At 64.7% G+C, this 22,347-nt stretch carries 22 protein-coding genes; 3 read left to right on the forward strand and 19 right to left on the reverse strand.

The window, feature by feature from the left end; translation table 11 throughout:
- Window positions 1-319: 319 nt before the first annotated feature.
- From JQ627_RS35460 to JQ627_RS35470, 3 genes are all read right to left on the reverse strand, one after another.
- Window positions 320-1,327 (reverse strand): Hsp33 family molecular chaperone, encoded by a 1,008-nt coding sequence (locus JQ627_RS35460; protein WP_212488980.1) that lies wholly within the window; start codon window positions 1,325-1,327, stop codon window positions 320-322.
- A gap of 280 nt (window positions 1,328-1,607) precedes the next feature.
- Entirely contained in the window at window positions 1,608-2,531 is a 924-nt protein-coding gene (gene argF / locus JQ627_RS35465) for an ornithine carbamoyltransferase (RefSeq protein ID WP_212488981.1), read from the reverse strand.
- Complete coding sequence (locus JQ627_RS35470; RefSeq protein ID WP_212488982.1) at window positions 2,531-3,739, reverse strand: aspartate aminotransferase family protein; 1,209 nt, start codon at window positions 3,737-3,739, stop codon at window positions 2,531-2,533. Before JQ627_RS35470 ends, argF begins: the two co-directional genes overlap by 1 nt.
- A gap of 456 nt (window positions 3,740-4,195) precedes the next feature.
- Between JQ627_RS35470 and JQ627_RS35475 the strand changes: the two genes are divergently transcribed.
- Complete coding sequence (locus JQ627_RS35475; RefSeq protein WP_014491301.1) at window positions 4,196-4,708, forward strand: GcrA family cell cycle regulator; 513 nt, start codon at window positions 4,196-4,198, stop codon at window positions 4,706-4,708.
- A gap of 103 nt (window positions 4,709-4,811) precedes the next feature.
- On the opposite strand, the gene phoB is transcribed toward JQ627_RS35475, so the two are convergent.
- The 14 genes from phoB to JQ627_RS35545 form a co-directional block, all read right to left on the reverse strand.
- Window positions 4,812-5,519 carry a phosphate regulon transcriptional regulator PhoB gene (phoB, locus tag JQ627_RS35480; RefSeq protein ID WP_014491300.1) on the reverse strand — a complete coding sequence of 236 codons (708 nt, stop codon included), beginning with the start codon at window positions 5,517-5,519 and terminating at the stop codon, window positions 4,812-4,814.
- Between the two features lie 14 nt (window positions 5,520-5,533).
- Window positions 5,534-6,250, reverse strand: a complete 717-nt coding sequence (gene phoU / locus JQ627_RS35485) for a phosphate signaling complex protein PhoU (RefSeq protein ID WP_212488983.1) — start codon at window positions 6,248-6,250, stop codon at window positions 5,534-5,536.
- A gap of 11 nt (window positions 6,251-6,261) precedes the next feature.
- The gene (pstB, locus tag JQ627_RS35490) at window positions 6,262-7,083 is read right to left on the reverse strand and encodes a phosphate ABC transporter ATP-binding protein PstB (protein WP_212488984.1); all 822 of its coding nucleotides are present in this window, start codon (window positions 7,081-7,083) and stop codon (window positions 6,262-6,264) included.
- The gene (gene pstA / locus JQ627_RS35495; RefSeq protein ID WP_212488985.1) at window positions 7,080-7,925 is read right to left on the reverse strand and encodes a phosphate ABC transporter permease PstA; all 846 of its coding nucleotides are present in this window, start codon (window positions 7,923-7,925) and stop codon (window positions 7,080-7,082) included. The genes pstB and pstA overlap by 4 nt, the downstream gene beginning before the upstream one ends.
- Before the next feature lie 4 nt (window positions 7,926-7,929).
- Window positions 7,930-8,919, reverse strand: a complete 990-nt coding sequence (pstC, locus tag JQ627_RS35500) for a phosphate ABC transporter permease subunit PstC (RefSeq protein WP_212489041.1) — start codon at window positions 8,917-8,919, stop codon at window positions 7,930-7,932.
- A 143-nt stretch (window positions 8,920-9,062) separates the two neighbouring features.
- Window positions 9,063-10,076 (reverse strand): phosphate ABC transporter substrate-binding protein PstS, encoded by a 1,014-nt coding sequence (gene pstS / locus JQ627_RS35505; RefSeq protein WP_212488986.1) that lies wholly within the window; start codon window positions 10,074-10,076, stop codon window positions 9,063-9,065.
- 143 nt (window positions 10,077-10,219) lie between these two features.
- Complete coding sequence (locus JQ627_RS35510; RefSeq protein WP_212488987.1) at window positions 10,220-11,518, reverse strand: ATP-binding protein; 1,299 nt, start codon at window positions 11,516-11,518, stop codon at window positions 10,220-10,222.
- Window positions 11,519-11,550: 32 nt separating this feature from the next.
- On the reverse strand, window positions 11,551-12,606 hold the full coding sequence (locus tag JQ627_RS35515; RefSeq protein ID WP_212488988.1) for a YbhN family protein: 1,056 nt from the start codon (window positions 12,604-12,606) through the stop codon (window positions 11,551-11,553).
- A gap of 452 nt (window positions 12,607-13,058) precedes the next feature.
- Complete coding sequence (locus JQ627_RS35520; protein WP_212488989.1) at window positions 13,059-13,286, reverse strand: Rdx family protein; 228 nt, start codon at window positions 13,284-13,286, stop codon at window positions 13,059-13,061.
- Between the two features lie 11 nt (window positions 13,287-13,297).
- Window positions 13,298-14,230: a haloalkane dehalogenase gene (locus tag JQ627_RS35525; RefSeq protein WP_212488990.1), complete on the reverse strand. Its 933-nt coding sequence runs from the start codon at window positions 14,228-14,230 to the stop codon at window positions 13,298-13,300.
- Complete coding sequence (locus tag JQ627_RS35530; protein WP_212488991.1) at window positions 14,227-14,817, reverse strand: TetR/AcrR family transcriptional regulator; 591 nt, start codon at window positions 14,815-14,817, stop codon at window positions 14,227-14,229. The genes JQ627_RS35525 and JQ627_RS35530 overlap by 4 nt, the downstream gene beginning before the upstream one ends.
- A 123-nt stretch (window positions 14,818-14,940) precedes the next feature.
- Window positions 14,941-15,237: a hypothetical protein gene (locus JQ627_RS35535; protein WP_212488992.1), complete on the reverse strand. Its 297-nt coding sequence runs from the start codon at window positions 15,235-15,237 to the stop codon at window positions 14,941-14,943.
- A gap of 2 nt (window positions 15,238-15,239) precedes the next feature.
- On the reverse strand, window positions 15,240-16,634 hold the full coding sequence (locus tag JQ627_RS35540) for an OmpA family protein (protein WP_212488993.1): 1,395 nt from the start codon (window positions 16,632-16,634) through the stop codon (window positions 15,240-15,242).
- On the reverse strand, window positions 16,549-16,800 hold the full coding sequence (locus JQ627_RS35545) for a hypothetical protein (RefSeq protein ID WP_212489044.1): 252 nt from the start codon (window positions 16,798-16,800) through the stop codon (window positions 16,549-16,551). Before JQ627_RS35545 ends, JQ627_RS35540 begins: the two co-directional genes overlap by 86 nt.
- On the opposite strand from JQ627_RS35545, the gene JQ627_RS35550 reads away from it, so the two are divergent.
- Both JQ627_RS35550 and JQ627_RS35555 read left to right on the forward strand, forming a co-directional pair.
- Window positions 16,799-17,857, forward strand: a complete 1,059-nt coding sequence (locus JQ627_RS35550; RefSeq protein ID WP_212488994.1) for a polysaccharide deacetylase family protein — start codon at window positions 16,799-16,801, stop codon at window positions 17,855-17,857. The two genes, JQ627_RS35545 and JQ627_RS35550, sit on opposite strands and share 2 nt — an antisense overlap.
- Window positions 17,858-18,006: 149 nt before the next feature.
- Window positions 18,007-18,807: an SDR family oxidoreductase gene (locus JQ627_RS35555; protein WP_028155161.1), complete on the forward strand. Its 801-nt coding sequence runs from the start codon at window positions 18,007-18,009 to the stop codon at window positions 18,805-18,807.
- Between the two features lie 190 nt (window positions 18,808-18,997).
- Here JQ627_RS35555 and boxB read toward each other — a convergent pair whose 3' ends face one another.
- Window positions 18,998-20,449 (reverse strand): benzoyl-CoA 2,3-epoxidase subunit BoxB, encoded by a 1,452-nt coding sequence (boxB, locus tag JQ627_RS35560; RefSeq protein ID WP_212488995.1) that lies wholly within the window; start codon window positions 20,447-20,449, stop codon window positions 18,998-19,000.
- 124 nt (window positions 20,450-20,573) lie between these two features.
- Window positions 20,574-22,262 (reverse strand): 2,3-epoxybenzoyl-CoA dihydrolase, encoded by a 1,689-nt coding sequence (boxC, locus tag JQ627_RS35565; RefSeq protein WP_212488996.1) that lies wholly within the window; start codon window positions 22,260-22,262, stop codon window positions 20,574-20,576.
- Window positions 22,263-22,347: the final 85 nt, after the last annotated feature.

Below are 22,347 nucleotides of genomic sequence, written 5' to 3' on the forward strand. Positions count from 1 at the left end.
AAAGTCCTCACCATCCTCAACGCCATGCTCAGGGACCAAAAACAATGGCAACCCGCTTGACGAAGAACACAGTCGCTGAGGTGCGAGCCATGCGGCGCACCGCGCCGCTTGGAAAGCCTCGAAGGATGAGCGGCCCCGATGCAGCCGGACCGGCGCCCTTCGAGGCTCGCCGAAGAGGCGAGCGCCTCAGGGTGACAGTGATTGCGCGGAGTTTGCTGCTACCAGATCGCCATTGCGAGCGCAGCGAAGCAATCCAGACTGCCACCGCGGAAAGACTCTGGATTGCTTCGCTGCGCTCGCGATGACGGAGGAGAGACGCCTACGCGTCTTCCACGCCCGCCTCGTGCGGCGTGAACTGATACACCGACGAGCAGAACTCGCAGGTGACGACGACCTTGTCGTCCTTGACCATCGCGGCACGATCGTCCGACGAAAAACTCTTCAGCATCGAGGCGACCGCGTCGCGCGAGCAGGAGCATTGCGCCTTGAGGTTCAACGGATTGAACACGCGGACGCCGCGCTCGTGGAAGAGACGATAGAGCAGCCGCTCGCCGGACAGTTCGGGGTCGATCAGCTCGACGTCCTCGACAGTCTCGATCAGCGAACGCGCCTCGACCCAGGCATCGTCTTCGGCGACAGCATGCATCTCGGCGCCGTCGGGCGCATCGCCGGGATGCAGATCGGCCCGTCGCGCGCGCTCGGGCGCCTTCGGCAGAAACTGCATCAGCATGCCGCCGGCGCGCCAGCGATGCTTGCCGCCGTCGCTCGAGCGCCACTCCTCGCCAACCGCGAGACGCACGCGCGTCGGGATCTGCTCGGAGCGCAGGAAATATTCGTGGGCGGCATCTTCCAGGCTGCCGCCGTCGAGCGCGACCAGACCCTGGTAGCGGCTCATGTCGGGACCCTGGTCGATGGTCATGGCGAGATGACCGTTACCGAGGAGCGCGCCGGAATCTTTTGTCTCGCCGAGGCGCTCGGCATCGTAGCGCGCATAGGCGCGCAGGCGATCCGGCGCCATGTAGTCGACGACCAGGAACGACACCGGACCGTCGGTCTGGGCCTGGAGGATGAAGCGGCCCTCGAACTTCAGCGCCGAGCCGAGCAGCGTCGTCAGCACGATGGCCTCGCCGAGCAGCTTGCCCACGGCAGCGGGGTAATCGTGCTTGGTCAGGATCTCGTCGAGCGCGGGACCGAGCCGCACCAGGCGCCCGCGCACGTCGAGCGCATCGACCTCGTAAGGCAGCACGGCATCATCGATGGGAACCGCTGATGGTGCGCGAACCGGGCCTTCGGGCCCGGTATTCATGTCAGGGGATTGGGAAACCATGGCGCTTTATCTGGGGTCGGAGAGTGGAAAATGGAAGGGGCGCAGTCTGGACGCAGGTTGAGCTGTACCAAGCTACTTCAAACTCGGTGTCGTCCCGGACGAACGCAAGCGCAGATCCGGGCCCCGTAGCCACAGGATTGTGTTTGGCGAAAACTGTCAGCCTCTACCTCCCTGCCACAAGAGAGATTCCGCGGTATTGGTCCCGGATCGGCGCTCCGCTTTGCTGCGCTTGTCCGGGACGACAGTGGTGTGTGAGGCGGCCGCCGGGCCCCCAGCGGGCCTACTTCACCGCGTCGAAGCACCAGGCCAGGATGCCCTTCTGCGCATGCAGGCGGTTTTCGGCCTCGTCGAACACGACCGATTGCGGGCCGTCGATCACCTCGTCGGTGACCTCCTCGCCGCGGTGGGCGGGCAGGCAATGCATGAACAGCGCATCGGGCTTGGCCAGCGACATCAGCTTGGCATTGACCTGATAGGGCTTGAGCACGTTGTGACGGTGCTCGCCCTCCTTGTCGCCCATCGACACCCAGGTGTCGGTAACGACGCAATCGGCGCCCTTCACAGCGGCCTCGGGATCGGTGCCGAGCACGATCGGCGCGTTCGTCGCCTTGATGAAGTCCCGCATCACCTTCTTCGGCGCGAGCTCGGGCGGCGTTGCGACATTGAGCTTGAACTTGAAGCGCTCGGCGGCATGCGCCCAGGAGGCGAGAACGTTGTTGTCATCGCCGGTCCAGGCCACCGTCCTGCCCTCGATCGGGCCGCGATGCTCCTCATAGGTCATGAGATCGGCCATCACCTGGCAGGGATGCGAACGCCGCGTCAGGCCGTTGATGACTGGCACCGTCGCATATTCCGCAAGCTCCAGCAGGGCCTCATGATTGAGGATGCGGATCATGATGGCGTCGACATAGCGCGACAGCACGCGCGCCGTGTCGGCGATGGTCTCGCCACGGCCGAGCTGCATCTCGGCGCCGGTCAGCATGATGGGCTCGCCGCCGAGCTGGCGCATGGCGATGTCGAACGAGACGCGGGTACGCGTGGACGGACGCTCGAAGATCATCGCCAGCGTCTTGCCTTCCAGCGGCTTCACCGGCTGCTGCGCTTTCTGCTTCGCCTTCATGGCGGAGGAGGCCGCGAGCATGCTCTTGAGCTCCGAGAGCGGGAGCTCGTTGATATCCAGAAAGTGCTTCGGGGACTTGCTCATCAGCTTGCCGCCCGCTTGGTCTGACTGGACGAGATCGCGGCGCAGGCGCGCTCGAGCCGCCCGACGCTGTCCTCGATTTCGGCTTCGGTGACGATCAACGGCGGCAGGAAGCGCACGACATTGTCGCCGGCACCGACCGTGAGCAATTTTTCGTTGCGCAACGCCGCGCCGAGATCGCCTGATGGCACCACGGCCTTGATGCCGATCAGAAGGCCTTCGCCGCGCACTTCGCTGACGATTTCAGGATAGCGGTCGATCACGGACGCGAGCTTCTGCTTGAGCAGCAGCGACATCTTCTGCACGTGATCGAAGAAGCCGGGCTTGAGCATGACGTCGAGCACGGCGTTCGCAGCCGCAATCGCGAGTGGATTGCCGCCGAAGGTCGAGCCGTGCGAGCCGGGCCCCATGCCAGCCGCCGCATCCGCGGTCGCCAGCACCGCGCCGATCGGGAAGCCGCCGCCGAGTGCCTTCGCCAGCGACATCACGTCAGGTGTGACGCCAGTGCGGCGATGCGCGAAGAGATCGCCGGTACGGCCCATGCCGGTCTGCACCTCGTCGAACGCGAGCAGCAAGCCCTTCTCGTCGCAGAGCTGGCGCAACGCCTTGAGGAAGCCGGGTGTCGCCGAGCGCACGCCGCCCTCGCCCTGGATCGGCTCGATCAGGATGCCGGCGGTCTGCGGACCGATCGCCTTCTTCACGGCTTCGATATCGCCGTGCGGGACTTGGTCGAAGCCGTCCATCGGCGGGCCGAACCCTTCGAGGTACTTTGCCGAACCGGTCGCAGCCAGCGTTGCCAGCGTGCGGCCGTGGAAGGCGCCTTCGAAGGTGATGATGCGATAACGTTCCGGATGCCCCTTCGAAAAGTGATGATGGCGGACCAGCTTGATCACACCTTCCAGCGCTTCGGCGCCGGAATTGCAGAAGAACACGAAGTCCGCGAAGCTTTCGTTGCACAGACGCGCGGCAAGCTTCTCGCCGTCCGGGCTCTGGAACAGGTTCGACATGTGCCAGAGTTTGGTGGCCTGCTCCTGCAACGCCTTGACCAGCGCAGGATGAGCATGGCCGAGCGCATTCACCGCCACGCCCGAGGTGAAATCGAGATAACGCTCGCCATTGGTCGCGATCAGCCAGCAGCCTTCGCCGCGCTCGAAACCGAGGTCGGACCTGGCGAAAACGGGGAGCAAATGCGGCGCTGCGCTGTTAGTCATGACGATCACTTGAATGTTGCGGACGGTGTGAGCGTGCATTGCGCAACGCACCATCAACCGGCCCGGAAAACGAAACGTGCCGCCTTTTAAGGGCGGCACGCACGACTATCTTATGCCTGGTGAAACCGGTGTCAATGCCGCCCGGAAAGCCTCGCGAAACGCAGAATCCGTAGTCTTGCGGTGGCGATTTTGCGTATTTCCGCCACGGAACATGTGGAAGCGAGTCGGCGGACTCTTGCGCGTGAGTCACGCCATATTGTAGCGTTTGGCTTGTCAGATACGACATCTCGTGCAGCAGTTCTGATCCTCTAAGTCCTCATGTACCGGCGTAAGCGTTCGGGCGCATCTGGCGCGCCCGGCGAGCCTTAAGGGATTCTGGCGGCACGGGTTTTTCGAAGCTTAGGCATTCGCCGTGCGGCCGCCAGGATGGCAGGCGCCGGCGAAGGAAAGGGTGCAATGACCGTTTTGACCTGGTCGGATGATCGCGTCGAGCAGCTGAAAAAGCTCTGGGAGGCCGGACTTTCGGCCAGCCAGATCGCCGCTGAACTCGGCAATGTGACCCGCAATGCCGTGATCGGCAAAGTGCACCGGCTCGGCCTGTCGGGCCGCGCCAAGAGCCCTTCATCGGCAGCGCCGCGGCCGCGCAAGGCGCGCCCCGCCCAGCACATGATGCGGGTGACCCGCCCGATCGCACGCGGCAACACCGCGCTGGCGCAAGCCTTCGAAGTCGAGGTCGAGGCCGAACCGGTCACCTACGACAACGTCGTGCCGATGAGCCAGCGGCTATCGCTGCTGGAGCTGAACGAGGCCACCTGCCACTGGCCGGTCGGCGATCCCTCGAGCCCGGATTTCTTCTTCTGCGGCGGCAAGGCGCTTTCCGGCCTGCCCTACTGCGCCCAGCACTCGCGCGTGGCGTATCAGCCCGCGGCGGATCGCCGGCGTGCACCGGCGAAGCCGGGTCCGCGCTGAGCACAGCTCCAGACAACCTTGTCCCGGCACAGGGCCGGGACGATCGAGCAAGAAAAAAGCGCGCCACCCGGCGCGCTTTTTGTTTGCCGGCTTGCAGCGGACCTTACGCCTGCTCCGCCTTCGCGAAGCGATCGTCCAGCGCGTAGCCCGCGCCGCGGACGGTGCGGATCGGGTCCTGCTCGCGGCCGAGATTGAGCAGCTTGCGCAGGCGGCCGATATGGACGTCGACGGTGCGCTCGTCGATGTAGATGTCACGGCCCCAGACGCTGTCGAGCAACTGCTCGCGCGAGAACACGCGGCCGGGATGCTCCAGGAAGAACTCCAGCAGGCGATATTCGGTTGGGCCGAGATCGATCGGCCGGCCCGAGCGCGCCACGCGGCGCTTGTCGCGGTCGAGCTCTATGTCGCCATAGGCGAGCACGGTGGCGAGCCGCTCCGGGCTGGCGCGCCTGAGCAGGCCCTTCACGCGTGCCAGCAGCTCCGGCACCGAGAACGGCTTGACGATGTAGTCGTCGGCGCCGGTCGCAAGACCCCGCACCCGCTCGCTCTCCTCGCCGCGCGCGGTGAGCATGATGATCGGGAGCTGCTTGGTCTCGGGCCGGGTGCGCAGCCGCCGGCACAGCTCGATGCCGGAGAGGCCCGGCAGCATCCAGTCGAGCACGATCAAATCGGGTATGTGCTCCTTGAGGCGGGTGTCGGCGTCGTCGCCGCGCATCACCGTCTCGACGTCATAGCCGTCGCCTTCGAGGTTGTAGCGGAGAAGCTCGGTGAGAGCTTCCTCGTCCTCAACCACCATAATGCGTGCGCCCATGGTGTCGTCGCTCCTTAAGTGTTCGGGACCGTCGTGGCGAAGGTCGTCATGTCGCCCTTCGGCCGCTTGTCGGTGATCGCCTGGCCCTCGATCATGTAGAACACGGTCTCGGCGATGTTGGTGGCGTGGTCGCCGATGCGCTCGATGTTCTTGGCGCAGAACATCAGGTGGATGCAGAACGAGATGTTGCGCGGGTCCTCCATCATGTAGGTGAGGAGCTCGCGAAACAGCGAGGTGCAGATGGCGTCCACTTCCTCGTCGCCCTTCCACACCGCCATCGCCGCCGGCAGGTCGTGCGCGGCATAGGCGTCCAGCACCGACTTGACCTGCTGCTGCACGAGGTCGGTCATGTGCTCCAGGCCGCGGAACAGCTTGAGCGGATGGAAATCGGTCTCCAGCGCCGCGACGCGCTTGCCCATGTTCTTGGCGAGGTCGCCGATGCGCTCGAGATCGGTCGCGACGCGCATGGCGCCGACGATCTCGCGCAGATCGACAGCCATCGGCTGGCGGCGCGCGATGGTGAGTACGGCGCGCTCCTCGATCTTCTTCTGGAGCGCGTCGAGCTCGGCGTCGATGGCGACGACGCGCTGACCGAGCGCGACGTCGCGGCGGATCAGCGCGTCGACGGAATCGACGATCATGCGCTCGGCGATCCCGCCCATCTCGGCGACCAAGCGGGTGAGCTCCTGGAGGTCGGTGTCGAAGGCCTTTGCGGTATGTTCAGAACCCATGTTCCGTCTCCTCAGCCGAACCGACCGGTGATGTAATCCTGCGTGCGCCGGTCGGTCGGCGACGTGAAGATCTTGCTGGTGTCGTCGAACTCGATCAGCTCGCCGAGATACATGAAGGCGGTCTTGTCGGAGACGCGCGCCGCCTGCTGCATGTTGTGGGTGACGATCGCGATCGTGTAGTTCTCGGACAGCTCCTGGATCAGCTCCTCGACCTTGGCGGTCGAGATCGGGTCGAGCGCCGAGCAGGGCTCGTCGAACAGGATCACCTCGGGCCGCACCGCGACCGTGCGGGCGATGCAGAGGCGCTGCTGCTGGCCGCCGGAGAGCGATAGGCCGGAGGCGTTGAGCTTGTCCTTGACCTCGTTCCACAGCGCGCCGCCGCGCAGCGCCTTCTCGACGCGGTCGTCCATCTCGGACTTCGAGATCTTCTCGTAGAGACGGATGCCGAAGGCGATGTTCTCGTAGATCGTCATCGGGAACGGCGTCGGCTTCTGGAACACCATGCCGACGCGGGCGCGCAGCAGGTTGAGGTCCAGCTTGGGGTCGAGGATGTTGGTCTGGTCGAGCATGAGCTGACCGGTGACGCGCTGGCCCGGATAGAGGTCGTACATCCGGTTGAAGATGCGCAGCAGGGTGGACTTGCCGCAGCCCGACGGGCCGATGAACGCCGTGACGCGGTTGGTGCCGAGAGCCAGATTGATGTTCTTTAGCGCGTGGTGCTCGCCATAATAGAAGTTCAGGTTGCGCACCGTCACCTTGGCCGGGGCCTCGGGCAACATCGGCGCCTGCGGCAAACCACCAGCCGCGCTCATCGATACGGAAAGCTCACTCATTTTGCGGTCCTCTCGGCGCCAAGGATGCGCGCGCCAATGTTCAGGGCAAGCACGGTAATCGTGATCAGCAGCGCGCCGCTCCAGGCGAGCTGCTTCCAATAGGCGTAGGGGCTCTGGACGAAGTTGTTGATGGTGACCGGCAGGTTCGCCATCGTCTTGTTCAGGCCGAGGCTGAAGAACTGGTTCGACAGCGCAGTGAAGAGCAGCGGCGCGGTCTCGCCGGCGACGCGGGCGGTCGCGAGCAGCACGCCGGTGATGAGGCCGGAACGCGCGGCACGATAAGCGATGCGCTTGATCACCAGCGAGCGCGGCAGGCCGAGGGCGGAGGCCGCCTCACGCAGCGCGTTCGGCACCAGCAGCAACATGTCCTCGGTCGTGCGCAGCACCACCGGGATGACGATGACCGCGAGTGCGAGCGCGCCTGCGATCGCCGAGAAGCCGCGCATCGGCACCACCACCGCGCCATAGATGAACAGGCCGATGATGATCGAGGGCGCCGACAAGAGGATGTCGTTGATGAAGCGGATCACCGAGGTCAGGCGATCGTTGCGGCCGTACTCGGCAAGATAGGTGCCGGCAAACAGGCCGAGCGGCGCGCCGATGCCGACGCCGAGCACGGTCATGATGATCGAACCGACGATGGCGTTGCGCAGGCCGCCTTCGGTCGAGCCCGGAGGCGGAGTGTCCGCGACAAAGATCTCCAGGTTCAGACCGGCGATGCCGTTGTAGAGCAGCGTGAGCAGGATCAGCGCAAGCCAGGTGACGCCGAAGGCGGCGGCGGCCATGCAAAGTCCGCGAACGATGATGTCCTTGCGGCGGCGGCGTGAATAGATCGGGTTCATGGCACTAGTTCCCCGCCTTCTTTTCCAGCCGCATCAGCATCAACCGCGCCGCTGCGAGCACGAAGAACGTCAGCACGAACAGCAGCAGGCCGAGCAGGATCAGGCCGGACTGGTGCAGGCCGTCGCTCTCGGCGAACTCGGATGCGATCGCCGCCGAGATCGTGGTGCCCGGGGCAAAGATCGAGGAGGAGATGCGGAACGAGTTGCCGATGATGAAAGTCACGGCCATGGTCTCGCCGAGCGCGCGGCCCAGCGCCAGCATGACGCCGCCGATGACGCCGACGCGGGTGTAGGGGATCACCACACTGCGGACGACTTCCCAGGTGGTGCAGCCGACGCCGTAGGCGGCTTCCTTCAGCACCGGCGGCACCGTCTTGAACACGTCGACCGAAATCGAGGTGATGAAGGGGAGCACCATGATCGCGAGGATCAGCGCGGCGTTGAACAGGCTGAGATAGGACGGCGGCCCCGCGAAGATCGCGCCCAGCACGGGGACGCCGTCGAAGATCCTGATCATGAAGGGCTGGAAGGTGTTGGCCAGGAACGGGCCCAGCACGAAGAAGCCCCACATGCCGTAGATGATCGAGGGGATGCCGGCGAGCAGCTCGATCGCCATGCCGATCGGGCGGCGCAGCCATTGCGGGCAGAGCTCGGTGAGGAAGATCGCGATGCCGAGACCGACCGGAATGGCGATCAGCATCGCGATGAAGGAGGTCACGAGCGTGCCGTACATCGGTCCGAGTGCGCCGAGCACCGGCGGATCGGCAGACGGCGCCCAGCGCTGCGTCCACAGGAAGGAGAGGCCGTATTCCTTCATCGCCGGGAAGGCGCCGACGATCAGCGAAATGATGATCCCGCCAAGGATGAGGAGCACCGAGATCGCGGAGAGCCGCGTGATCCAGTAGAAGGTGATGTCGCCGAGCTTGAACGCGCTCAGGGCCTTGGCGCGGTCATATGGTCCGGCGTCGTCGATTACATCGCTCTGAACGGCCATCTCTGCCACGCCGATCCCCTGTGCCCGTTTGATATACACTTGTTGTCGGTCTTGTTGTTGGTCTTGCGCTCCGGATGCGGCGCGAGGCCGATCCGGAGCGGAAGTCTTTTGAGATCCCGGCGCCGTGTCCGGGACAAGAGCGCTTAGCTCTTGATCTCGGCAGCCCAGGTCTTCTCGATCAGGGTCACGACGCCCGCGGGCATCGGGATGTAGTCGAGTTCTTCAGCCGCCTTGCCGCCGCTCTTGAAGGCCCAGCGGAAGAACTTGATGGCTTCCTGAGAGGCCGCCTTGTCGGTGGCGTCCTTGTGCATGAGGATGAAGGTCGCCGCGGTGATCGGCCAGGACTTCTCGCCGGGCTGGTCGGTCAGGATGACGTAGTAGCCCGGAGCCTTGGCCCAGTCGGCGTTGGAAGCGGCCGCCTGGAAGGCTTCGACCGTCGGCTGCACCGGCTTGCCGGCCTTGTTGACGAGACCGGTGTAGGTCAGCTTGTTCTGCTTGGCATAGGCGTACTCGACGTAGCCGATCGAGTTCTTGGTCTGGCTGATGTTGCCGGACACGCCTTCGTTGCCCTTGGCGCCGACGCCAACCGGCCACTCGACGGCGGTGCCCTCACCGACCTTGCTCTTCCAGTCCGCGCTGGCCTTGGCGAGATAGTTGGTGAAGTTGAAGGTGGTGCCCGAACCGTCCGAGCGGCGGACCACGGTGATGGCTTCCGACGGCAGCTTCACGTTCGGATTGAGCTTCTTGATCGCGGCGTCGTCCCACTTGGTGATCTTGCCGAGGTAGATGCTGGCAAGCGTCTCGCCGTCGAACACCAGCTCGCCGGGCTTCACGCCCTCGATGTTGACGACGGGAACGATGGCGCCCATCACCATCGGCCACTGGACGAGGCCGTCCTTCTCGAGCTGCTCGGCCTTGAGCGGCGCGTCGCTGGCGCCGAAGGTCACGGTCTTGGCCTGGATCTGCTTGATGCCGCCGCCGGAGCCGATCGACTGGTAGTTCAGACCGTTGCCGGTCTCCTTCTTGTAGGCGTCAGCCCACTTGGAATAGATCGGGAACGGGAACGTCGCGCCGGCACCCGTAATGTCGGCAGCAAAGGCCGCCGTCGCCGATGCGGCGACCAAGCCGGCAGCGACGATAGTCTTGATGAAATTCATGGTGGTCTCCATACAGGGGAGCGAAGCGCCATCCGCGCCCGATCGCGCTCCCGTGCCGCCCCTTTAGGAGCGGTCGGCTGTGCTTTTACGAAGGTTTCGTGACAGCTGGATGACACATTCAAGCACTTGAAATCGCTTGAATATCAGGTTTGAGCCGCGGTCTTTGCCTGGGGAAAACAGGCCGTGAAAACGGCGCCCTGCCTGGGCACGCTCTCGATCAAAAGCCGGCCGCGATGGCGGTTAAGAATATGTTTCACCAGCGATAATCCGAGCCCCGTCCCACCCTGCGAGCGGCTGTCGCCGACGTCGACCCGGTAGAACCGCTCGGTCAGTCGCGGCAGGTGCTCGGGCGCGATGCCGGGACCGAAATCACGGACCATGACCCGGATTTCCGGAGTTCCATCAGTGGCTGGCGCGGCAGCCAGCGACACGATGACACGTCCGCCCGACGCGCCGTATTTGAGCGCGTTCTCGACCAGGTTCTCGAACAGACGGAGCAATTCCTCGCGGTCGCCCGCGATCATCACCGGGGTCTCAGGCAGATGGGTTTCGACCTCGACCTGACGCTCCCGCGCCAGCGGCTCGAGCCCGTCGGCGACCTGGAAGATGATCGGCAGCAGGTCGACCAGGGTGTCGGGCCGCACATGGGCCGACAACTCGACCCGCGACAGCGAGAGCAGATCGTCGATCAGGCGCGCCATCCGGGTCGCCTGGTTGTGCATGATACCGAGGAACCGCTCGCGCGCCTTGGGATCGTCCTTGGCCTGGCCCTGGAGCGTGTCGATGAAGCCCGACAGCGCGGCGAGCGGCGTGCGCAGCTCGTGGCTGGCATTGGCGACGAAGTCGGCGCGCATCTCCTCGACCCGGCGCAGCGGCGTCTGGTCGTGGAAGGTCATCAGCATGCATTTGTCGGCGCCGCCGAAGGTGGTCGGCACCGGCACCGGCGTGATGATCAGCTCCATCCAGCGATCGACCGGGACATGGTCGAGATAGGTCGCGCGCCGCGGTTCGGTGGTTGCAATCGATTCACGCAGCGCCGTGATGATCTCCGGCGAGCGCAGCGCAAACTGCGCGAGCTCGTTCTTGCGCAGCGCCGGCGCAAGCTGGGCCGCGGCGGCATTGAGGTGGATGACACGCCCGGCGCGGTCGAGCAGCACCGCCGGATCCGGCATGCCGGCGACGACCGCGGCCACTGCCGCGCTCTCGACCGGGTTGACGCGGCGGGTGTCGTCGCGCGAGGCGGCATTATCGTGCAGCCGCCAGGGGATCAGCGCCGCAGCCGCGATGCAGAGGAACACCGTCGCCGCCCGCATCACCGACAATTCGCCGAGCGAGACCACCACCGACAGCGCCAGCGCCGCGGCGATCAGGATGACGGTCGAGTGCCGCAGCCGGTCGGACCAGGGCTGCGCGGAGGGCGAAGATGGAGCGTCGATCGCCATCGGGGCGGGCTTCTCCTAAGGGGATGCGCCGGTCAGGCGCCGCTGTCGCTGCGCTCTCTCACATAGGCGGCTTCACGCGCCGGGCCGGGGTCGAGCTTGAGCGCCGCCTGCTGCAAGCGCTTCGATCGAGCGCCGATTATAACCTCGCGAAACGTCAGCAAGATTACAGATATGACGAAGGGGGAGAGATAGTAGAGAACGCGGAACAGGAGCATGCCACCCAGCAGTTCCTCGCGGTCCATCTGCCAGAGGCCGACCAGCATGGCGGCGTCGAACACGCCGAGCCCTCCCGGCGAGTGGCTGGCAAAACCAAGCAGCGTCGCCGAGACGAAGATCACGGCCACCACGACGAAGCCGAGATTGGGCTCGTCCGGGACCAGCACGTACATCGCAAGCGCACAGAAGCCGAGATCGATGATGCCGATGGCGATCTGGAGCAGCGTCAGCGGGCCGCCCGGCAGCACCACGGTCCAGGGCCCGCGGCCGACCACCCGCGGCTGGGTCCAGACCCAGACCACATAGGCGACCAGCCCCACGATGATCATCATCGCCAGCATCCGGTTCAGCCAGGGCGGAAGCAGGTCGATCGAGGCAGCGGCTTCCGGATGGTAGGAGATGCCGAGGCCGAGCACCGCGGCATTGCCGAGCCAGAAGGTCAGGCCGGCGAGGAAGCAGATCTTTGCGACGTCGATCGCGTTCAGGCCATAGGCCGAATAGATGCGGTAGCGCACCGCGCCGCCGGTGAAGACGCTGGCGCCGACATTGTGGCCAATCGAATAGCTGGTGAAGGCGGCGAGCGCGTTGATGCGGTACGGCACATGGGCGTGGCCGATCGCGCGCACGGCGAACAGATCGTAGAAGGTCAGGGTAAAATAGCCCGCGGCCACGAACAGCGCCGCCATCGCAATCTGGCTCGGCTCGGTGCTCTTGATCGCTTCGAGGACCTCGTTGACGTCGATGCCCCGCAGCATGTGGTAGAGCACATAGCAAGCGATGCCGATGACGGCGACGCTGATCACAACCCCAAGCTTATGCAGGACCTGCTTCTGGCGCAGAAACGTCGTCGCCCTGCGTATGGCTTCCAGCATCTAGACCTCGAACAACGCTTCAGCGGCCGGGGTGGCCGGCGGACAGGCGGACGACGCACAGGCACTCAACGAACCCTTGCCGCCGGCTCCGGCATCGCGCATCCCCCCTGCCCCTCCACTAGCGCGTTTTGGGGCCGAGTGGAATTCGGCAATTCGAACAAAAACTCGTGCCTTCAATATTTTAGGCAGGGGTGCGGGCTCCTGAAGCACGGTTTGGCGCTTTCGGTGGCAAGACTGACGCGAATCTCCATGGCAATCCTGCGCAGTCGCCATGAAGTTTTGATGATTTCAACCGTACAATGTTCCGTCACGACTTAAGCCGACGTCAATCTATGGGCCGCCCCCGCCTGGCGAAAGAGGGCTGGTCGGAGCTGTTGCTCAGGGATTTCCGGCGGGCCGAAAGGCCGCGGCGATGGCCACGGCCTCAGGAGGCGATCAGATTCCGCCCCGGGTCAGTGCGACGCGGAAGTGACGGCGGCTACGAATTCGTCGGCATCGGGAAAGTGGCCATTGGCGCGGCTGGCGACAATGCTGTCGCCGACCTTGACCTGGAAGATCCCACCCTTGGCAGGCACGAGAACTGCCTCCGGCGCCAGATGCTGCCGCAGCGCAGCAGCGGCGTCCTTGGCGCGCTTCTCGTAGCCGCAGGGACGGCAATGGATGATGGTCACATCAGCCATCTCGCCCACCTTCAGGCGGCGCGCTGCTGGCGCACGGCCTCGCTGCCAGCGATCCAGCCTGCGACGGAGCGGCCGATCGCCTCAGGGTGATCCTCTTGAAGAAAGTGCAGCCCGGGTCCGAGGTGGACCAATGCGCAGTGCCTCAGCGAGGCTGCGAACCGCTCGGCGAATTCGGGCGCGACGAGCGCACCCGGCGTGCCCGAGAACAACAGCTTCGGATAGGACGATGCAGCGAGCGCCGCATGCGCGGATTGGAGCGCCTGGTAGACGTCGGCGGGCTCGCCCGCGATCGGCAGTTCGCGGGGGAAGGCGAGAACGGGGCGCCGGCTCACCGGCGTCGGGAATGGCGCGCGATAGGGCGCCATCTCGTCGTCGCCGAGCTTGCGGACGATGCCACCGGGCAGCACGCGTTCGACGAACGCATTCGCCTCGAGGATCATCGCTTCGCCCTCGCCCGGCGTCCTGAATTTGCGGAACACCGCCCTCGCCGCGTCGGCGTGGTCCTGCTCTTCGGCGACCTCGGTGTGGTGAAAGTCCTGCCAGGTCGGCATCGGGCGGATGAACTCCATAAAGGCAAGGCCGCGCACGAAATCCGGCCGGCGCGCGGCGAGGTGGAACGCGAGCGCGGTGCCCCAGTCCTGCGCGATGAGATAGGCCGATTTGATGCCGCGCTGTTCGATGAATGCGTCGAGATAGCGGACGTGGTCGACGAAGCGATAGCCGATGGCGGGCTTGCCGGATTGGCCAAAGCCGACGAGATCGGGCGCGATGCAATGTGCGACCGGCGATACGAGCGGCAGGATGTTGCGCCAGATATGCGACGACGTCGGGTTGCCGTGCAGGAACAGGGCAGCGGGCGCATCGCGATCTCCCGCCTCGCGATAGGCCATCGTGCTTCCCAGCACAGACGCTTTGAGAATCTCGATTTCGGTTGGCTTGCTCATGTCAGCTCCCTGAAGACGGATTGAAAGGCAATGGTCTTGAAACGTTCGAGGGCGTTGGGATTGCGGTCGACCTTCATGCGCAGGATCGCGCCCTGCCAGGACGCGAGCAGGAAATCGGCGAGCTCTTCGGGTTCGAAATCGGATGCGATCTCGCGGCACGTCTGGGCGTCCCTGATGCAGGCGGCGAACGGCGTGCGCCATTGGGCGAAGATTTCGGCGAGACGGGCACGCAGCATTTCGCTGCTGGCTGATGCCTCCAGGCTGAGATCACCGATCAGGCACCCGCGGCCATAGCCGTCGGCCTCGAGCCGACCGGTGATGATGTCGAGATAGCGGCGCAGCCGCGCGCGCGGCGTCAGCGAGGTGTCGTCGAGCGCCTCCGCGACCAGTCTCCTCGTGGTGTCGAAGTAACGGTCGAGCACCTCGGAGGCGAACACCTCCTTGGAGCGAAAATGGTTGGTGAAGGACCCCTGCGGCGCGCCTGCCGCAGCGGTGACGTCGCGCACGCTGGTGCCGTGATAGCCGGTCCGGAACATGACCTTCAGGCCGGCATCGAGGATGGCGTCTTTAAGTGAGGGCTTTGGCATCGGAATACAATACGCACGTACGTATTAGCGTCAAGCGCATTTTGATCGTTCGGCAATTTGCTTGCCGATCAGGCCGTTATCGCAATGTTGGATAGAGGCCCGCCCCAGAGCGAACCTGAAGACCTAAGCCACCGGCTGGCTCCGCGAGACTACCCGGTCGCGCAGCCAGGCGCCGATGATGCAGCCGACGAGGTAGCAGGCGAACATGACCAGCCCGAGATCGAGCCAATAGCCGAAGCGGCCGGGCACCACATGCGTGAAGGAGGCCGCGACCAGGGCGACGGCAAGCACGGCGAGCCAGCGCGCGGTCACCTTCGAAGTGCCGTTGCCGCGCTGGACCACCGAGATCCAGCCCATGCAAAAACCCAGCAGCAGCGAGGCGATCAGCCAACCCAGATGGAACGAGACGAGATAGGGCATCGTCACCTCACCAGAAATTCGATGCGGCGGTTCTGCGCCTTGCCTTCGTCGGTGTCATTGCCGGCGAGGGGCTGCGTGGCGCCATAGCCGACCGGGGTGAAGCGGGTGGCCGGCAGGCCGGCCTTGACCAGATAGTCGATCACGGCCTGCGCGCGCTTCTCCGAGAGAGCCTGGTTGAAGGAGTCCTCACCATCGGCATCGGTGTGCCCGGCGACTTCGATATTGGTGGTGGGGCAGCGTAGCGCCGTCTCGATGAGATGGTCGAGAATGCCGGCGGAATCCGGGTCGATGTCGGCACGCTTCGTTGCGAAGCGGATCTTGCCCTTGTTTAGAAGCTCCGAGAACAATTGCTGGCAGACCGTGCCGTCGACCGGGCCCGCGGCAGGCTTCACCGTAATCTCCGGCTTGTACTGCCAATTCTTTGGAAAGTCCTTGCCGAGACCGCTGCGGATGTCGTTGGCGGCGCCCTCGTAGAGCGCATCGCCGGACAGCTTCACCTCGCGATCGGACACCACGAGCGTACCGGTCGACAGCCGCGACAGCGCTCCGAGCGCTGCGACCACGGCAGTATTGAAGGAGCCGGGTGCTCCGATGCTGGCCTTGAGATTGTCGACGACCTTTTCGGTGAAGAATTTGCGCGACGCACTGGTCGCGATCGCCGCATGCACGCTGTTGTCGGGCACGTAGCCGGTCAGCGTCACCGTCGCGGCGACCGGATCCTTGTAGGCCTGGAAGATGTAGGGCGGCGCCTTGATCTCGTTGGCGGCGATCGAAAAACCCTCCGGCAGGTTCTTGAGCGCCGCCGCAATCGCCTCACGGCCGCCGAGGTCGCGCGCCATGCCTGACAGATTGACCTTGGTGTCTGTTATCGTGATCTTTCCGTCCTTGAGCTTGCCGATCTGGTCGAGCAGCAGCATCGCGGCCGCCTCGAACCGCGGCGGCGCGCCGCGCGCCAGGCCCATCTGATCGGCGACCTCGACCCCGTTGACCTCCTTGCGCGCCGCCTCGGTCAGGCGCGCCTTCATCGACGGCAGGGGCGCAGAGCCGGACAGCGTCACCCGCACCACGTCACGCTCGGCATTCCAGACGAAGGGCGTTGCTTCGGGAACAAGGCGGGTCCGGTCGTCGACCAGGCGCACGCCCGGGACGAGATCGACCGCCATCACGGCATCGCGGCGCCCTTCCTCGGAAAAGGCGTCCGCGGCCAGGCTGACGTCCCGGCCGTCCACCGCGATCCGGGTCTTGTCCAGAACGGTCTCCTTGAGCGCTGCCGAACTGCGGGCGGACAGGTCCGCCTCGACGGGCAAGGTATTATTCCAGGCCGCAAATCCCCACATGACCGCCAGGGGGATCAGCCCTGGCCACCATTTGCTGGCCCACCTGAAAAGCTTCTGCATTCAACGACCCGAACTCTGGAACCGGAGACAAAACAAACCCTTGGCGGGCTGTCAAACCGGAAATGATGCCCTTCCGAAGGCCATGCGTCGACAATTGGAATAACTTTTTCTTCAAGGGTTCTTCCGTAAGTTGAAAGTGGAATGCCAGAGTCCGCCAGCCGGTCATGAAACAACTCCGTAACAACGTCATCCGCGCCGGGCTGGGGGCACTCTATTTCAGCGGGGCGCACCATCTGTTGCGCCCGCTCTTGTCGGGCGTCGGCGCCATTTTCATGCTGCACCACGTGCGGCCGGCCCGCGAGGCCGCGTTCCAGCCGAACCGGCATCTTGAGGTCACCCCCGATTTCCTGCGCGCCACCCTGAGCCATTTGCGCGCGCGCGAGATCGACATCGTCAGCATGGACGAGCTGCATGAGCGGCTGGTGCAGGGCCGGTTTACCCGCCGCTTCGCCGCCTTCACCCTCGACGACGGCTACCGCGACAATCTTGAATTCGCGCTGCCGGTTCTGCGCGAATTTGACGCGCCCTTGGCCGTCTATGTCGCGAGCGATTTTGCCGAGGGCACTGGACGTCTGTGGTGGACCGCGCTGGAGGCCGTGATCGCCAAGGCCGAACAGATCGACGTCCAGATCGGCAATTCCGCGCTGCGGCTGGATGCAACGACCCCTGCCGCAAAACAAATGGCGTTCGACCGCCTGCACGATTGGCTGCGCACGCTGCCTGGCGAGCATGATCTCGAGCGCGAGATCGAGGCGCTCTGCGCCAGACACGACGTCGACATGGCCGCGCTGTGCCGCAGCCTGTGCCTGTCCTGGGACGAGGTGAAGGCCTTTTCCGCCGATCCGCTGGTCACGATCGGCGCGCACACCATCAGCCATTGCAATCTCGCCAAGCAGAGCGAGGGGATCGCCGCACAGGAGATGGCCGTAAGCCGCGCGCGGATCGAGCGGGCGCTCGGCCGCAAGGTGCAGCACTTCGCCTACCCCTATGGCGACCGCGAAGCGGCGGGCGAGCGCGAATTCGCACTCGCCGCATCGGCCGGCTTCAAGACCGCGGTGACGACCCGCCCCGGTATGCTGTTCGCGGAAAATGCCGGCCACATGACCGCGCTGCCGCGCGTTTCGCTCAACGGCAATTACCAGGACACCCGCATCCTGCCGGTGCTGACCTCGGGCGCCGCGACCGCGATGTGGAACGGCTTTCGCCGGATCGCCGCGGCGTAGCCGCTCCACTCTCCGCTGTCGTCCCTGCGTTCGCAGGGACGACATTGAGTTGGTCGGACCGCTGGTGCGTCTCACTCCCGTCTCACCCAAGCGCCTTCCTTGACTCCCCTCTCCTCCCCGCTCAAAACGGCGTCAACCAAGGAGGCATCATGTTCAACGATCTGTTCTCGCTCAAAGGCCGTGTCGCGCTCGTGACCGGCGGCTCGCGCGGCATCGGCAAGATGATCGCGGCGGGCTTCCTCGCGCAAGGCGCGGCGAAGGTCTACATCACCGCGCGCAAGGCCGGCCCCTGCGAGGCCACGGCGAAAGAGCTCTCCGCCCAATATGACGGCGAATGCATCGCGCTGCCGATCGATATCTCGACCATCGAAGGCTGCGACAGGCTGGCCTCCGAGATCATCAAGCTGGAGCCGAAGCTCGACATCCTCGTCAACAATGCGGGTGCGGCCTGGGGCGCGGAGTTCGACGAATTCCCGGAGAGCGGCTGGGACAAGGTGATGGACCTCAACGTCAAGTCGCTGTTCTTCCTGACCAAGGCGCTGGCAAAGCCGCTGCGCGCGGCGGCGTCGCACGAGCGGCCGGCCAAGGTGATCAACATTGCCTCGGTCGACGGCATCTTCGTCAATCCGAGCGAGACCTATTCCTACGCCGCCAGCAAGGCCGCCGTGATCCATCTGACGCGGCGCATGGCGACGAAGCTGATCAAGGACAACATCAACGTCACCGCGATCGCGCCGGGCGCGTTCAAGTCCGACATGAACCGCGCCGCGCGCGACCATGCGGACGAGGTCGCCAAGCGCATTCCGGCGCGGCGGATCGGAACCGATGAGGACATGGCCGGCGTGGCGATCTATCTCGCCTCGCGCGCGGGTGATTATGTGGTCGGCAACACCATCGCCGTCGATGGCGGCGTGGTCTACGCCAATGCCGGGCTGGAGATTGCGGGGTAGGCGTCGCGCATCGGCACAGCGCGCGCCTTATACTCGCTGTCATGCCCCGGTTTGACCGGGGCATCCAGTACGCCGCGGCCTCTCGGCCAGAGCACAACCGCCTCTGGAATACTGGATCACCCGCTCCAGTGCGCAATTGCGCACAAGGCGGGTGATGACAGCATTCGTGTGGCGCGAGCGTTCGTCCTGCTTACGACTCGATCTTCACGTACTCGAAATCGCCGGGCTTGTTGTCTATGCCGACCTTCGGCGGCGAGATCCAGGAGGCGAACTTGCCGGTCTCGGTGACGGGCTGCATCAGCGAGGTGATGAAATCGCCGTCGGCGGTGGAGGGCAGCCACTCGTCCTTGCGCTTCGCCCAGGTGGCATCGTCGATCAGAATGCCGTCGGGCGTCGCATGCACGTCCTTGAACTCGCCGATGTGGCGGTGGAAGGCGACGTTCGGCAGCGTCAGCTTGAAATCATAGCCCGCGGTCGAGATCACCTTGTTCCAGCGCAGCATGCCCTTGACGCAGTCCTGGCTGTAATCGTCGCGCAGGCGCATGTTGAGAGCGGTCAGCGCCGGCTCGTCGACCAGCTTGATCTCGCCGTTGATGAACTTGAGCACCGGATAGGTGGCGTTCTTGAGCTGATGATCGTCGTCAATCTGGGTCTCGTGATAACGGCCCTTGATGCCGGTGTTGAAGGCGTTGGCCGCATTGGTCGAGACCTCCGAGCCGAACAGGTCGAGCGACAGCGTATAGTGCAGGTTCAACTTCTTCTGGATCGTCGGCAGGTCGATCACGCCGAGCGCACGGACCTTAGCGATGTCGGTCGGATCGGTGATGCCGGCTTCGCGCATCGCGTCACACGTGCGCTGCACGACGCGGGTGATGCCGGTCTCGCCGACGAACATGTGGTGCGCTTCCTCAGTCAGCATGAAGCGGCAAGTGCGCGACAAGGGATCGAAACCCGACTGCGCGAGCGAGTGCAGCTGCATCTTGCCGTCGCGGTCGGTGAAGTAGGTGAACATGAAGAAGGACAGCCAATCCGGCGTCGCCTCGTTGAAGGCACCGAGCATGCGCGGCGCATCGGCATCGCCCGAGCGGCGGCGCAGCAAATCGTCAGCCTCTTCACGCCCGTCGCGGCCGAAATATTTCTGGAGCAGATAGACCATCGCCCAGAGATGGCGGCCTTCCTCGACATTGACCTGGAACAGGTTGCGCATGTCGTAGAGCGAGGGCGCGGTCTTGCCGAGATGGCGCTGCTGCTCGACGGAGGCCGGCTCGGTGTCGCCCTGGATCACGATCAGGCGGCGCAGCATGGCGCGATATTCGCCCGGGACTTCCTGCCAGGCCGGCTCGCCAAAATGCTCGCCGAACGGAACGACGCGATTTTCCTCCTGCGGAGCAAGCAGAATGCCCCAGCGATAGTCGGGCATGCGGACATAGTCGAACTTGGCCCAGCCGCGCGGATCGACCGAATAGGCGGTGCGCAAATAGACCAGCGACTCCTGAAAGCCTTCCGGCCCCATGTCGCTCCACCAGTCCATATAGCCGGGATGCCAGCCTTCGAGCGCCTTCAGCACCTGGCGGTCTTCGGCGAGATTGACGTTGTTCGGAATCTTGGTCGAGTAGTCGACGTTCATGATGTTCATGTTCATGGCCGTGCTCCTTGCAATCTCTTTCCGTCATGCCCGGCCTTGTGCCGGGCATCCACGTTCTTGCTTCCTCGAGCGAAGGACGTGGATGGCCGGGACAAGCCCGGCCATGACGCAGTGAATGTCGTTAGACTCTCGTCATATCGAATTTCGGCTTCTGGCCGCTGCCGTAGCGGCGCAGTGCGCCTTCCTCGCCGACCGCGTTCGGGCGCTGGAAGATCCAGTTCTGCCAGGCGGTGAGGCGCGCGAAGATTTTTGATTCCATCGTCTCGGGGCCGACGAAGCGGAGGCTCGCTTCCATGCCGGTGAGGCTGTCGGGCGAGAAGCTGGCGCGCTCCTCGAGGAAGACGCGGACCTCGTCGTCCCAGTCGATGTCGTCGAGCGCGAAGGTGACGAGGCCGAGCTCTTCGGCCTGCTCGGCGTCGAGCGCGGTGCCCATGGTGGCTTCGGCGCGCTCGACGTCGGATGGATCGGCCTGGAAGCGCGACTCCAGCCGGGTCAGGCCGTGGCTCATCGGATAGGCACCGAAGTTCATGGCCGACAATTCGATCGACGGCGGCGGACGATTGTCACCCTGGCGCGTGCCAATCAGCATGTAGGAGCGGTCGGCAGCGAAGACGAGCTCGGCGAGCGTGCCGGCAAAGCAGGAGCCAGGCTCGACCAGCGTCACCAGCGTGCGCGAGGTGACGTCGATGCGCTTCAGCACGCGCTTCCAATAGTGCCTGATTTCGTTGACCAGCCAGTGCGCCTTGTTGGCTTCGAGGAAGGCATCGGATGCCAGCACATGGGCGCGGTCGCCATGGCTCTTGAAGACGAGCATCGCGATCTCGAGCTCGTTGATGCGCAGATGCAGGATGGCGTCGTCGAGCTCGCGCGCGACCTGGAGCGGCCAGAACGAAGGCCCCTGCGCCATCATGCCGTCGATGTCGGCCGGCGGCGCGGCCTCGGGCGCCTTGATCGAGATGGTGGCGATGCGCGCCGTGCGGTCGATGTCGACGTTGACAAAACCGTAGCGGATGCTGGTCTCGTCGATGGCGCGCTTGAGCGGCGTCAGAGCGATGCCCTTGCCGCTGCCCTTGCGCTTCGATTGGCCTGCGAACTCTTTGGCGCGCTCGGCGATCTTGGCCTCGAGCTTCGAGTTCGGCGCGATCTCGTCGACGAGGCGCCACTGCACGGCGCGCTTGCCCTTCACGCCTTCCTCGATGGTGCAGAAGAAATCGGCGTGGTCGCGGCGCACCTTGCGCTTGTCGACGACGCGGGTGAGGCCGCCGGTGCCTGGCAGCACCGCGAGCAGCGGTACTTCGGGAAGAGCAACGGCCGACGAGCCGTCATCGGCGAGGATGATGTGGTCGGTTGCGAGCGCCAGCTCATAACCGCCGCCGGCGGCCGAGCCGTTCACGACAGTGATGAAGCGCTGGCCGGAATTCTCCGACGAGTCTTCCATGCCGTTGCGGGTCTCGTTGGTGAACTTGCAGAAGTTGACCTTGTGAGCGTGGGTGGAGCCGGCGAGCATGCGGATGTTGGCGCCGGCGCAGAACACGCGGTTCTTGGCCGAGCGCATCAGAACGACCTTCACGTCCGGATGCTCGAAGCGCAGGCGCTGGACCGCATCCGCCAGCTCGATGTCGACGCCGAGGTCGTAGGAATTGAGCTTGAGCAGATAGCCCTCGAACAGGCCGCCATTCTCGTCGACATCCATGGTCAGGGTGGCGACGTCGCCATCGACCGCGAGCTTCCAGTGCTTGTAGCGGGACGGTTCGGTCTGGAAATCGATGAATGTCGCGCCGCCTGCGAGGCGCCGATCTTCCCCGGCCATGGGCCACCCTTGAGCTTGATTATGCACTTTGGCTGTAGCGTTAGATGCACAATAATGCATCTTTTCGAACGCGTCTAGCCCTTAA

This window comes from Bradyrhizobium liaoningense, assembly GCF_018130785.1.
GTDB classification, from domain to species: domain Bacteria; phylum Pseudomonadota; class Alphaproteobacteria; order Rhizobiales; family Xanthobacteraceae; genus Bradyrhizobium; species Bradyrhizobium liaoningense_A.

Excerpts from the sequence above, each read along its gene's own strand:
- pstC (WP_212489041.1), bottom strand. The coding sequence starts at position 8,919 with ATGGCCGTTCAGAGCGATGTAATCGACGACGCCGGACCATATGACCGC.
- argF (WP_212488981.1), bottom strand. The coding sequence starts at position 2,531 with ATGAGCAAGTCCCCGAAGCACTTTCTGGATATCAACGAGCTCCCGCTC.
- boxC (WP_212488996.1), bottom strand. The coding sequence starts at position 22,262 with ATGGCCGGGGAAGATCGGCGCCTCGCAGGCGGCGCGACATTCATCGAT.
- JQ627_RS35510 (WP_212488987.1), bottom strand. The coding sequence starts at position 11,518 with ATGGCGATCGACGCTCCATCTTCGCCCTCCGCGCAGCCCTGGTCCGAC.
- JQ627_RS35545 (WP_212489044.1), bottom strand. The coding sequence starts at position 16,800 with ATGACCGGCTGGCGGACTCTGGCATTCCACTTTCAACTTACGGAAGAA.
- JQ627_RS35520 (WP_212488989.1), bottom strand. The coding sequence starts at position 13,286 with ATGGCTGATGTGACCATCATCCATTGCCGTCCCTGCGGCTACGAGAAG.
- JQ627_RS35530 (WP_212488991.1), bottom strand. The coding sequence starts at position 14,817 with ATGCCAAAGCCCTCACTTAAAGACGCCATCCTCGATGCCGGCCTGAAG.
- pstS (WP_212488986.1), bottom strand. The coding sequence starts at position 10,076 with ATGAATTTCATCAAGACTATCGTCGCTGCCGGCTTGGTCGCCGCATCG.
- JQ627_RS35475 (WP_014491301.1), top strand. The coding sequence starts at position 4,196 with ATGACCGTTTTGACCTGGTCGGATGATCGCGTCGAGCAGCTGAAAAAG.
- JQ627_RS35470 (WP_212488982.1), bottom strand. The coding sequence starts at position 3,739 with ATGACTAACAGCGCAGCGCCGCATTTGCTCCCCGTTTTCGCCAGGTCC.
- JQ627_RS35515 (WP_212488988.1), bottom strand. The coding sequence starts at position 12,606 with ATGCTGGAAGCCATACGCAGGGCGACGACGTTTCTGCGCCAGAAGCAG.
- boxB (WP_212488995.1), bottom strand. The coding sequence starts at position 20,449 with ATGAACATGAACATCATGAACGTCGACTACTCGACCAAGATTCCGAAC.
- phoB (WP_014491300.1), bottom strand. The coding sequence starts at position 5,519 with ATGGGCGCACGCATTATGGTGGTTGAGGACGAGGAAGCTCTCACCGAG.
- JQ627_RS35555 (WP_028155161.1), top strand. The coding sequence starts at position 18,007 with ATGTTCAACGATCTGTTCTCGCTCAAAGGCCGTGTCGCGCTCGTGACC.
- JQ627_RS35550 (WP_212488994.1), top strand. The coding sequence starts at position 16,799 with ATGAAACAACTCCGTAACAACGTCATCCGCGCCGGGCTGGGGGCACTC.
- pstA (WP_212488985.1), bottom strand. The coding sequence starts at position 7,925 with ATGAACCCGATCTATTCACGCCGCCGCCGCAAGGACATCATCGTTCGC.
- phoU (WP_212488983.1), bottom strand. The coding sequence starts at position 6,250 with ATGGGTTCTGAACATACCGCAAAGGCCTTCGACACCGACCTCCAGGAG.
- JQ627_RS35540 (WP_212488993.1), bottom strand. The coding sequence starts at position 16,634 with ATGCAGAAGCTTTTCAGGTGGGCCAGCAAATGGTGGCCAGGGCTGATC.
- pstB (WP_212488984.1), bottom strand. The coding sequence starts at position 7,083 with ATGAGTGAGCTTTCCGTATCGATGAGCGCGGCTGGTGGTTTGCCGCAG.
- JQ627_RS35525 (WP_212488990.1), bottom strand. The coding sequence starts at position 14,230 with ATGAGCAAGCCAACCGAAATCGAGATTCTCAAAGCGTCTGTGCTGGGA.
- JQ627_RS35535 (WP_212488992.1), bottom strand. The coding sequence starts at position 15,237 with ATGCCCTATCTCGTCTCGTTCCATCTGGGTTGGCTGATCGCCTCGCTG.
- JQ627_RS35460 (WP_212488980.1), bottom strand. The coding sequence starts at position 1,327 with ATGGTTTCCCAATCCCCTGACATGAATACCGGGCCCGAAGGCCCGGTT.